The 11593-nt window shown below is 41.5% G+C and carries 11 protein-coding genes; 5 read left to right on the plus strand and 6 right to left on the minus strand.

Features of this window, described 5'->3' with window-relative positions; genetic code table 11:
• Positions 1–52: 52 nt before the first annotated feature.
• The 3 genes from MSVAZ_RS14905 to MSVAZ_RS21870 are packed head-to-tail and all read left to right on the plus strand — an operon-like array spanning position 53 to position 1661.
• Complete coding sequence (locus MSVAZ_RS14905) at positions 53–274, plus strand: hypothetical protein (protein WP_048122234.1); 222 nt, start codon at positions 53–55, stop codon at positions 272–274.
• Positions 264–1355 (plus strand): UDP-2,3-diacylglucosamine diphosphatase, encoded by a 1092-nt coding sequence (locus MSVAZ_RS14910; RefSeq protein WP_048122236.1) that lies wholly within the window; start codon positions 264–266, stop codon positions 1353–1355. The genes MSVAZ_RS14905 and MSVAZ_RS14910 overlap by 11 nt, the downstream gene beginning before the upstream one ends.
• Before the next feature lie 30 nt (positions 1356–1385).
• Positions 1386–1661: a pentapeptide repeat-containing protein gene (locus MSVAZ_RS21870; RefSeq protein ID WP_394297491.1), complete on the plus strand. Its 276-nt coding sequence runs from the start codon at positions 1386–1388 to the stop codon at positions 1659–1661.
• Here MSVAZ_RS21870 and MSVAZ_RS14915 read toward each other — a convergent pair.
• The 6 genes from MSVAZ_RS14915 to pheA form a co-directional block, all read right to left on the minus strand.
• Positions 1577–4072, minus strand: a complete 2496-nt coding sequence (locus MSVAZ_RS14915; RefSeq protein ID WP_048122238.1) for a vWA domain-containing protein — start codon at positions 4070–4072, stop codon at positions 1577–1579. The two genes, MSVAZ_RS21870 and MSVAZ_RS14915, sit on opposite strands and share 85 nt — an antisense overlap.
• The gene (locus tag MSVAZ_RS14920) at positions 4069–5952 is read right to left on the minus strand and encodes a vWA domain-containing protein (protein ID WP_048122240.1); all 1884 of its coding nucleotides are present in this window, start codon (positions 5950–5952) and stop codon (positions 4069–4071) included. Before MSVAZ_RS14920 ends, MSVAZ_RS14915 begins: the two co-directional genes overlap by 4 nt.
• 2 nt (positions 5953–5954) lie before the next feature.
• The gene (locus tag MSVAZ_RS14925; RefSeq protein ID WP_048122242.1) at positions 5955–6836 is read right to left on the minus strand and encodes a DUF58 domain-containing protein; all 882 of its coding nucleotides are present in this window, start codon (positions 6834–6836) and stop codon (positions 5955–5957) included.
• A gap of 111 nt (positions 6837–6947) precedes the next feature.
• Positions 6948–7922 (minus strand): AAA family ATPase, encoded by a 975-nt coding sequence (locus tag MSVAZ_RS14930; RefSeq protein WP_048122244.1) that lies wholly within the window; start codon positions 7920–7922, stop codon positions 6948–6950.
• A 195-nt stretch (positions 7923–8117) separates the two neighbouring features.
• Positions 8118–9011 carry an OadG family protein gene (locus MSVAZ_RS14935; protein WP_048122246.1) on the minus strand — a complete coding sequence of 298 codons (894 nt, stop codon included), beginning with the start codon at positions 9009–9011 and terminating at the stop codon, positions 8118–8120.
• 781 nt (positions 9012–9792) lie between these two features.
• Entirely contained in the window at positions 9793–10674 is an 882-nt protein-coding gene (gene pheA / locus MSVAZ_RS14940) for a prephenate dehydratase (RefSeq protein WP_048124148.1), read from the minus strand.
• Between the two features lie 314 nt (positions 10675–10988).
• Between pheA and MSVAZ_RS14945 the strand changes: the two genes are divergently transcribed.
• Together MSVAZ_RS14945 and MSVAZ_RS21875 are read left to right on the plus strand one after the other, a co-directional pair.
• On the plus strand, positions 10989–11420 hold the full coding sequence (locus tag MSVAZ_RS14945; protein WP_084626159.1) for a transposase: 432 nt from the start codon (positions 10989–10991) through the stop codon (positions 11418–11420).
• The gene (locus tag MSVAZ_RS21875; protein WP_198146751.1) at positions 11377–11568 is read left to right on the plus strand and encodes a hypothetical protein; all 192 of its coding nucleotides are present in this window, start codon (positions 11377–11379) and stop codon (positions 11566–11568) included. Before MSVAZ_RS14945 ends, MSVAZ_RS21875 begins: the two co-directional genes overlap by 44 nt.
• Positions 11569–11593: the final 25 nt, after the last annotated feature.

Consider the following 11593-nt stretch of genomic DNA (forward strand, 5'->3'; position numbering starts at 1 on the left):
AAAGAATTATTTCAACCCACAAAACAACGAATACACGTCAAGGGTTACAAATATGATTGCTGGTACAATAAACAATACCCTGAAAGCAAAAGATCCGACGAAAACAATAGCAGAAGATTCGGTGAAAACAGCAGAAGATTCGGTGAAAACAGCAGAAGATTCGGTGAAAACGAAAGGGCCAATGTGGAAAAAAGAAGATTTAGGTACCCAAATACGCTCATTTGAATATCAAATTTATGGAATAATGGAAAAAGTGGTGTCTTATGAGTCCTGAGACGGAGTCAGCTTACATAGTTGTCTCAGATGTGCATTTGGGTAGTGAACAATGTAATCAAAATGAGTTTTGTTGTTTTCTTGAGTGGATAAATAGTTTAAGCAGTCAAGAAAATACTGATCAGATTGTAAAATGTAAGAATAAAGAAGTCAAAATTAAAAAACCTTGCAAAATAATTCTGCTGGGAGATATTGTGGAATTGTGGGATCCTAAAGATGGTGATAGAGATAACGTTATTAAAGATTCTATGAGACCTCTCTCCTTACTCACAAGTGTCGGTTGTGACAAAATATACGTGGTTGGGAATCACGACTATTCTCTGGGTGAACTGGAAGGAAAGATTAACTGGGAACACCTGTGCAATGAAACAGAACTTGATATTTATGATAGTCACTATCCTAAAAAGGATAAAAATGGAATTGCCCATGGTTTCAATATAGGAAACAGGTCTTATTTCTTCCTTCATGGTCATCAATTCGACAAAGAGCAAGCAGTTCTTGCATATGTGTCTCATCTCATCGGTGAACTTTGGAATCCATTAAACTGGTTTCAGGTCCTTTATAATATCCCATTTACTAAAAAACACTGGAAAAGAAATTTTGTTATATTTTTAGGCCTGGTTTTTGGTGGAAAATATCTTATGTGGAGTGCGTTTCTACAATCCAGCTTCTGGGTCACTGCAATATGGGCTATAATTACTGGTTTTTTTGCATTTAGCTCCATTCCCGGTATTGTTGCACATACACAAGAAATTATATATAAGCATATAAATCCCCTGGATAAAACCGCAGAAGAAGTTATAACCGATGAATATTACAAGAAAAAGAAGGATACTATACAGGCAGATGTTGTTGTTTTTGGGCACACTCACTTTGCAAGTTACTATCCCCTTGATCTCTCTGAAAAAGAGGGTCAGAAAAAGAAAAAGTTATTTGTTAATAGCGGATGCTGGGTTGGAACAGATGAAGATATAAATGGAAAAATGCGTTACTCAAATACGTTTATATATATAGATAAAGGCGGAGCATATATTATGAGGTGGTGTGGTTCCGGTAAAATCGATTGTATTGATGTTGTGTGAACTGCCTACTACCTGCTGATGAAAGCGAGGATGGAATTTTCCGCTGTTTCTCAGTCTCACAAAGTTAAAAGAACCCTTTGGGGTTCTTACTTTCAGGATTATTACTTTTGGGATTCTTACTTTCGAGACTCTCACTTTCGAGACTCTCACTTTCGAGACTCTCACTTTCGGGATTCTTACTTTAGGGATTCTTACTTTAGGGATTCTTACTTTAGGGATTCTTATTTTTCAGCTCCAATCTCAACCTGCGCATTCTTGAGATTTCTCATTTCCCTTATGCGCCTGGCAAGGATTTCTCCCAGATAAAGCACAAGCGCAGCAAGGAGTACATACACTTTCAGGCTTACCTGCTCATCAGATTGTTTCACTGAATTCTGCCGCGCATCTTTCAGTAGAAGGGCCCTTGCCTCTTTCTCATTGTAAATTTTCCCTCCGGTCGCAAGGACAAGAGGCTCTATATCCTCATTGAGCCCTACATCCCGATACTCAAGCTGATAATTTACCGCAAGTGGGTAGCCTGAGATATCATGAATCCCAATACTATCCGGATTCACAGTTGTCTCATAGGTATTTCTTCCGGTTAGAGCAAGGTCCAGAGCATTACCATCAAGTTTTAACTTCGGAATTCCTTCATCGTACATTTTAAGCGTCAGGTTGGAAGGAGTGCCGAGCCAGGTATCCGGGCTGTCCACAACAGTCCCTTCTTCAGCTCTCGGGTTCGCTACTGCCCAATTGATCATGCTCGAAATTAGTTTGGCACTCGACCCATTATAAACATTAGTCGCCCAGCGAGAACCGTCACCTTGTCCATTATCTGTGGTAAAAGCCGCAACTCTTCCCAGTCCGAAGCGCCATGTAGTAAGTACTGGTTTTCCATTTGAAGTAGTTATGACCAGGCGTTCAGCCCCGGATTTTGGAGTCACGTCGTTATATCCCGTGATATTGGAAGTAAGGTTCACATCTTTCGTAATGAAGCTATTTGGAGAATAAGTATAGAGAGAATAGTCAGACGTTACATTTTCTTCTTTATCTTTATCTTCTTTATCTTCTTCCTGAGACTTATTGGTTGACTCAAAGACTATATTTGCCCTTTCACTCATATTAATGTGGAAATAATTCTTTTCAAGCCCGAGTTCCTTCATAAACATCTCAGCATAATAATTTCTGGATTTGTCAGTCTGAGAAGGAGCTACAGAACGGACATGGATAAAATACAGGTTTACGCCGAGTTTCTGCAGTTCTTTTGCAGCCTGAAGGCCTGGCTCATAGGAATCCTCGATTGCTCCGTCTGAAATAATAATCGCATCAAGTTCACCTTCCTTGCCTGTAAGCATTTCCTTTGAAATGTTGAGTCCTGCGTCTAAGGATGTCTTGCTCTCCTCATCAGGAGTCAGCCGCTCAATTTTGTCTTTAAGAGTTGCCTGGTTCTGAGCAAGTCCAAGGAAAACAAAACCTCCGGAAACATCATATCCCTTGCTCCCGAATGCGATAACTTCAGCATTTGCATCTTTGAGATTTTCGTTCTGAAGAATATATATGGCATTTCCCAGGATGTCTCCCTGGGTTTTGTGGGCCGCAGTACTGGGAGAAACGTCAAGGATCAGGACAAGGTTTCTTCCTCCCTTATATTCGGAAGGCTTTGAAAGCACAGGTAGGATTTTTTCAAACGAGGAATTAAGATAATTGCCGTAATTATATGCTCTTTCTCCTCCTACAACTACCAGTCCACCCCCATTAGTAACATACTTCCGAATTTCTTTTACCTGAGTTTCCGTAAGATTATCGGCGAACTGGTTATCAAGTACAAGAGCTTTGCTACTATTCAGAGCACTTGCTCCAGGATAAGTAGTGAAAACAGAAGTATTGTAAAGTTTATTGAGGATTTGAGCGAGGGGTGAATTTGGCTCACCGGTAACAAGAGTGAGCTTTGGTTTGGGAATTACATACACGGATTTATAAAATTCATTGTTAATATTGTTCAGATCTTCTCCGGAAGGAGTGATCTTTACACTGATATTGTGAGCACCAAGAGTGCTAAAAGTTTGCCTGAGATTGGGGGTAATACTATACTGCGTTGCGTTTTGAGTTATATCGCCGCTCTGGGAAAGTTCCCCATCTACGTACGCTTCATAGGAATAGCTAACACTTTGATTTGAAGCCTGACGGACAACTATTTCAAATTCGTTTGGGTTATCCACAACTACACTTTTGTCCCCAAGAATTTCGACACTGAGGTCATTTGTCTTGAGTTCAGGCTCGACAAGGTAGACTGAAGTATTGGTTTCTTTGGCAAACCCGAGAGCATCAACAAGGCTCTTTCCTGAGTTATTGTTTCCATCAGTAATAAGAATAATCTGATTACCAGTGCCAGAATACTGAGTCACAGCATCTCCAAGATTTGTTTTATCGCCTGTAAGCTGGACTAAGGTAGTAGAGGTATCAGCTGCAAGGGCTTTATACAGGTCGGTACCTGTTTCATTAGAAAAAAGCTCCATACTTGAGGTCTTATCCTGAATTAGTATAAGTGAAGGATTTTCTTCATTAGCAGTCTGCGTAACCGTTGTAAATGGAGCAGCCAGAGCGAGTATAAGGAGGAAAACTACAAGCATCCTCCATTCCACAATCTTCGTTTTTGTCTTCCGCAGGAGATAAAACCCGGCAACTGTCACAGGAATGATGAGTAAAAGCATTTCCGGGTGTTCAAGGGATATGTTCATAGTTCACCCCGCCGGCGCACGATTATAATTTCAGCTAGTATGAGAAGGAACATAACTCCTATCAGGTAATCAGTAATGTCATTTTTGACAGTATAAGTATCAGCCCTTACAAGTGTGGACTTATCTTCCGCAACAGCCCGCTGAATAACGTCAGATGCATCAACTGTTGTGTTTGATTCCTTGTCATTATAAAGGTTGACTGCAATCTTCTTTCCTGAAATTTCGTAAATTCCCGATTCATCAAAGAGAATATGGTTTGAAGTGAAAGTTTTCGAGGGAGTTTTGATTTCCTCGGTCTTCGAAAGAGACGTCAAAGTACCTGTATTCAGGTTATATTCAGAAATATCACCTGTCCCTCCGAGCCATTCAACAAGTTTTATCCAGAACACAGGATACTCAGGCAAGTTATGGAAATTGTTCCAGGCATCGTCTCCGAGCTCGTCATCCAGGCCCATATAGAAAACGGTCCCTTTACCTACCTGCCAGTAACTCAAGAGAGGAACTCCATTTTCTAGAGCTACCAGAGTTGTCGAACCGGTCCTTTCAGTTGCGTTCAGGTATGTGTGGACTGAGATCTCATCACTTCTAATGTCCGTTGTAATACTGCTTTGCTGAACTTCCTTAACTCCAAGATCGTTTCCGTTTGTTTCATTCTCAATCCCAGTAGGCTTTACAGGCAGGATCTTTATCAGGCCAACCTCAGTTTTCTCGGGGGCTAAGGCGCCGCTTGCAATGAAAACTGCATTACCGCCGTTTCTGACATAATTTTCAATTGTCTCTACTGAACCGCTAGCAATTGGAGTCTCTTTCTGCGCAAGCACTACAAGCGTGTAATTGTCAAGGGAAGAAGGCACGGCTTTTACGACACTGATATTGCTGTTAGGGAGCAGGGAAAGGGCAGTTCTCGAAGGCAGTTTCCCATCGTCAGTGACATAGAGTATACGCTGCTCTGAAGTATCTGGAATGGAAATGTAAGCTTTATTGTCAACAGACAAACTATCCTTCACATTAAGCTGAACTGTTGTAATCCCTGGCCCAAGGTTTTCAAGCGTGAACTGGTTTGTCCCACCTGCGGGAACGTTAAGGGAAAACGACGTTGAGTTTCCGGAAGTCCCGGTTCCAGTCTCGATTTTAACTTTTTCGGCTTGATCTTTGTAGTTTTTAATTACACCTGTGTAGCCGTATTTTCCGTCCGTGGATTGGATCCATCCGTTGATGATCCCTATATTATCGGCAGGCTTTCCGACTTTTACGAAATTTACTGAAATCCCATAAGACTCAGCCAGATTTTTGGAACTAACAGGATCGTCTCCTTTCGAATTCGTGAAATCCGAAATAACGATGATTCTTCCTCCTCCTTCCTTTGATAAAAGACGCATACCTGTAGTTATGGCCGCAGACAGGTCGGCAGTGCCTGCCCCTGGCTGAACTTTACTGAAAATACCCTTTGCAGAGGACGCGTCGCCTCCATCAAGAGCAAGAAGAGGCGTATCCGAAGCCAGGATTATGCTGTTTTTCTTGCTCACATAGCCATCAGCAATCTTAACAGCATCAGCAAAGCGAGAGTCAACCTGCATACTTGCAGAGGTATCAAGGACCAGCACTGTATGCTCTCCACTCAGCGGTTCCTGTGAAGTATAATAATACCCTGCTGCGCCAATGGAAAGAAGAATAAGAATCAGGAGCTGAATAAGAAAAAGTGGGTCCTGCACGATTTTGGTAAGTGATGCATAAACCCGTTTTCTTTCCCTCTCAAGTTTAAGGACAAACATGAGAGAAGGAATTGCAAGTACCTTCGGTCTGGGACGGAGCATGTAAATAATAATAAGCGGGATTACACTCAGGAGAGCGATAAGAGCAAGGGGGTTTTCAAAAGGCATTTTTAGCGTCTCCTTCTCCTGATGGTATGGTAGAAAGCATCAAAAATAGGGGTGTCGGTTGTAAAAGTATAGAATTCAGCCCCTGTCTTCATACAGGCTTTTTTAATTCTTGCGCTGTGATCATCGAGCTTTTTAATGTAGCGTTCTTTAAACTTTTCACTAACATATGTCCTGACTTCTTCTCCGGTTTCAAGGTCTATAAGCTTGCTGTTACCCTGGATAGGGAGCACTTTTTCCGTGGGGTCGAGCACCTGGATCAAAATCAGGTCATGGTCAGATAACCTGGAAACTGCAGTTTCTATTGCTTCTGGTTCCTGAAGAAAGTCCGAGATAAGGATTACAAGGGATCTTGACTTGATTTCCCTGCTGTACTTTATAACAGCTTCCCCAATAGAAGTGCCTCCGGATAATTCAAGCTCTGTCAGCCTGTCAATTGCCCGCAGAAGGTTTTTTCGCCCGCGGCTGGGTTTGTGTATATCAATTTCCTGTGAAAAGGTTGAGATTGCAAACCTATCGTTATATTTTGTTACCATGTAGGCATAGCCTGCAGCGAGCATGGCAGCATATTCGAATTTCGAAGTCCCTTTTTCAGGGTAGTCCATACTTTTACTGGCGTCCAGAAGGATATGGGTTGTAAGGGTTTTCTCTTCCTCAAACTGCCGCACATAGAGCTTTTCAGTTCTCGCATAGGCTTTCCAGTCGATATCTTTCAGGCTGTCGTTAAGATCATATTCCCTGAACCCGATGGTATCGATGCCGTGCCCGCTTCGGGTGGAGGGACGGTTTCCGGCGTAAACGGTTGATACCCTTTTCCGGACAGAGAAGGTAAAGCGGTCAAGCTGCCTGAAAAAGTCCGTTTCGATGTTTTGTTTTGTGCGAGTCATTCTGGATCGTCAATAAAAAGCCCGGTTTATTCCGGGCCCGGAAAACCCTTCAGGGTTATTTTAACTTATTTTACAATTCCTTCACTGACCTGGGAATCCCAGGTTCAGGTTTCATTTGAGCTTCTGGATAATCTCCTCAATAGCCTGATCAGGAGTCATCCCACTTCTTTCGGCTTCGAAGGTCAGGATGAGCCTGTGGCGGAGAACCGGATATGCCATATAATCGATATCCTCTTTGCTTACGAAGTTTCTGCCTTCTATAAGGGCTCTGGCTTTTGCGGCAAGGATAAGGCCGATGGATGCCCTTGGAGAAGCCCCGTACTCTATATGTTCTTTGTCTTTTCTTGTCATGCCCACAATAGAAAGGACGCGCTGCTTGAGTTCCTCGGAGATTGGGACCTGCCTGGTGAGCTGCTGCAAATCGAGGAGTGTGGATTTCTCAAGGCCCCTGGAAATTTTTGGGACTTCGGATTTCGTATAGCGGTTTATTATTTCCATTTCTTCTTCATGGGAAGGATAATCTACAAGGATTTTTAAGAGAAAACGGTCGAGCTGGGCTTCAGGCAGGGGATATGTGCCTTCCATTTCTATGGGGTTCTCGGTGGCAAGAATAAAGAAGGGACGGTCAAGCATGAAGGTATCGTTTCCGACCGTTACCTGTTTTTCCTGCATAGCTTCCAGCATGGCTGACTGGGTTTTCGGGGATGCCCTGTTAATCTCATCCGCAAGAACAACATTTGCAAAAACCGGCCCTGGCTGGAACCTGAATTCTTTTTTGTTGTCCTTCTCTTCAATAACGTTTGTCCCTGTAATGTCAGAGGGCATGAGGTCAGGAGTACACTGGATCCTGCTGAATTTCAGGTTCATGGCCTTTGACACTGTGGAGATTATAAGCGTTTTTCCAAGCCCTGGATTGCTCTCAACGAGGGCATGCCCTTCGCAGAGTATTGCGATCACGATTTGCTCCACTACTCTATTCTGGCCCACCACAACATTTCCAATATCTTCAAAAAAGCTTTTGAAAATTCTGCCTGCGTTCTGGTAGGTCGTGGCAGCCTGGCCAGAATCGGTATTAGTTTCATTCATATCCGCTTCACCCTTTAAGTTTCTGTTTTTAGAGGCTTAAGAAGCCCGCATTTTCTGGATGTTACCTGATCCCGCAGCAGTATATCTCCAGAACAGTATATCTCCAGTACACTGCCTGTTATTCAAAAACTGCTTTTAGACAACCTTCGATTAACCTGAGTTCAGATAAATCCTACTTTAAATAAATTTTTCCAATTATTCTTCTGCAAGTCCTTCAAAGTAACTCTGGATAACGTTCCTGTATCCTTCCGGTAAATTATCATAATAAGCCTTGGAAGCCTCAGCTTCAGGATTTACCATGCCTGACTGGGTAAATGATTCGTTCATCTGTTCCCCTTCTTCTTGACTTGTAAAGCCCTGACCTGTGCCCGGAGGAATCGTCAGATCAACATCTTTGCCTTCCACCACAACAACGGCAGGCTTTCCGAAGATGTTTTCCTGGCTGGTGTTATTCGAGGTCCCGCCGTTTTCGTCCACTGGGTAAAGGTCAGAGTTTGAATTCGAAACTAAGGGAAGCTTGTCGATTACTCCGTTAAGGTCAGTAGGGCTGAGAGTTGTCTGGTATCCGGTCCCTACAACATATGCTAGAACGGTAACTGCAAAAACTATTACAATCAGGTCTTTTGTAAGTTTTCTTCTGTCAAGAAAGGAAGATGACTGTACGGGTTTTGAATCAATTATGACTCCGCCTATAAGGTCCCGGACAATAATGTTATCCGTATTGCGGTTATCATAGGCAGTCCTCAATCTCTCCCTGAGTACAGGGTGTGTCTCTTCTAGAAGGGCAATCGCATCTTTCTTTTCAGCCCTGTAATGCCTGATAGCTGTAAGGATAAGGGAGAGGGCAAAAGCCAGAAAAATAAGCCCCAGAGTTTCAAAAACAACCCCAAAGCCCAGAATGCTGTATTTCGCATCGGTATAAGGTTCGAAGATGCTAAACATTAAAAATAAATCTCGCATATTGAAAAGCACGAAAAGGACATAAAGGACAAAATAAGTTGCAAGCAGGTCTGCAAAGGCATAGAGTCCTCTATATTTTTTTAAAACCGATTCGTGTTTATTTACTATTTCTTCAATACTCAGAGCCATCTCGCTCCTTTTTGCAGCCTGGAAAAAGACTGTGATTGGAAATAATTATGAGAAAGAATTATGTTTACGGAACATACAAATATACTATCAGAAGATATTCTAGGAAGAGAATAGAGAAAGATAGTATATAAAAGTACACGTTCCTGAATATGAATTTTTTAGATTTGTACAACATTCCAATTTTTGCCATAGTTTGTGTTTAAATTCACGGTTTTGAATATGCTGTAACTCCTTTATTGCCTTCTGTTAAAGTTCACAGGATTTTGCTTCTAGCCTTTTACTTGTAAAGTTAAATAATTACGTAACTATTCAGCCTATATAAAACAACATCAATAGCCATCTTGTTTAATATTTAATGAGCACTTTTTGGAAGGTTCATTTTTTTAAATTGTTGGCTATTGATTGCGTTTTTCAGTCTTGCATGGGTTAGCAATTTCACGTATGTGACAACTTTGAATCAACATCAGTAGACTGATTTGGGGTACCTGAATAGTTACATAATTACTATCATTTAAGAATGGATAATTACGATCATTCAAGAATGGATAATTACGGTCACATAAGTAGATAATTACGATCACTTAAGAATGGATCATTGCGATCATTTAAGAATGGATAATTACGATCATTCAAGAATGGATAATTACGGTCACATAAGTAGATAATTATGGTCACATAAGTAGATAATTACAATTTTTTAACGGAATAAGTAGGCCCCTCAAAGATGAATGATAAAGATATTAAAGATGGATAATTGCAGCGTTTTAAAGAAAGATGACTACTATGCTTTAAAAGCGGGATAAGACCCCACTATTTTTAGAGTATCGGTTTTACTTTTTATGTCTTTTAAGGTCTCTTCTATAAGTACATCGCCTGTGTGCCCTTCAAAATCAATATAGAAATAATAATCCCCAAGTTCTTTTTTAGATGGCCTGGACTCGATCCTGGTCAGGTTAATCTTGTTCTTTGCAAAAGCCCCGAGAATTTCGTATAATGCTCCTGGCCTGTCTTTTTCCAGATATACTATAATAGAGGTCTTGAAGGCTGAATGGCTGGAATTCTCAGGCTTACCCGTTTCACCATCTGGAACACATAAAACCTGCTCAGCCGGGCTTTTTCCTGCGGCTCGCAAAGCAATGAAGCGGGTGTAGTTTTCTTTCCTGTCCTGTATATTTGGAAGAAGAACCTTCAGCCTGTAGCACTCTGCAGCCTCCGGAGAAGCTATTGCTGCCATTTCTTCAAACTCTCCTGCAAGCCTTGCTGCATGGGAAGTGCTGCCCGTGCTCCTTAGTTCAGCCTCAGGGAAATATTTTTTTAAAAAATGCCTGCACTGGGCAAGCCCCTGAGGATGAGAAAGAATGACCTTAATTTTCTCAGGCCCGCCTTTTGAGAGCAGGCAGTGCTCGATTTTGACAACAATCTCTCCGACTATCTCAACACCATTCTCAAGAAGTAAATCAAGAGTAACACCTACAGAACCTTCAATCGAGTTTTCTATTGGAACTATCGAGATATCGGATTTTCCCTGTACTACAGCCAGAAACGCATCCTCTATATCTGAAAAGTACTGAATTCCTACACTATCTAGCCTATGTTTCAGGATCCAGGTTTGTGCTGCCTTTTCCGAGTATGAGCCTTCGGGCCCCAATACACCGATAATCATCTGAGGGGTTAATTGCGGCGATAGTAATAATATTTTTTGCCTCCCGAGTCCCATCACTTGATTCCCTTGGAGGGCGGGTCCGTTTCGCTGCCTGAGTTCCGTCTCGGGAGGAATCCCAGAATTATGCTTAAGGATCACAGAAAATTATAGATTTTCTTGGAGTTACGATGTAATCGCAACAGCATGCGGATCTTTTCGCTACCCGAGTTGTATTTCGGCAGCTTGTAGCCCTTTTCTCTGCGTTTAATAGAACAAATTTATAGTAAGAGCCTATCCCAAAAGCAATATTATGTTGAAATTATAAATTTACCTTTATGTCATTTCGTGAAATCGATGATTTTCTATGGGAATCCATGGAACCTTATCTTCCTCCACAGAAACCGCCTACAGGAAGGCCACGTGCAAATCTGAGGAAGTTAATGAACGGTATTTTGTACGTTGTTATGACAGGTTGTACGTGGAAAGATGTTCCCAGGAAATATGGATCTAAGTCAACAGCACATAGATTCCATCTATATCTGTGTGAACATGGCATCTATCAGAAGATTTTCAATGAACTTTTAAACAAAGGTTACGATTTGAATAAAATAGATCTTTCTCACTGTTTTACTGATACAAAGGATGTTCCAGCTAAAAATGGGGGAATATCGGCTACGATGGACATAAAAAATAAAAGGAATAAAAATAAGCGGTTTAATAGATTTGCAAGGTCTACTTCTCTCAATTATTATTGTTCCTGCAAATAAGAATGATTCTACAATTTATATTCCTAAACTTAAAAATTTCAATATAAAGAGACATGTAGGAAGGCCTGCTAACAGGCATTCCAAAGTAACAGCTGATGCAATGTATGATACAGCTAAAATTAGAAAATATAACAGGAGAAGAGGATAGGAGTTACGCAGTTGGCTCCTAGCAT

This window comes from Methanosarcina vacuolata Z-761 (assembly GCF_000969905.1).
Lineage (GTDB): Archaea > Halobacteriota > Methanosarcinia > Methanosarcinales > Methanosarcinaceae > Methanosarcina > Methanosarcina vacuolata.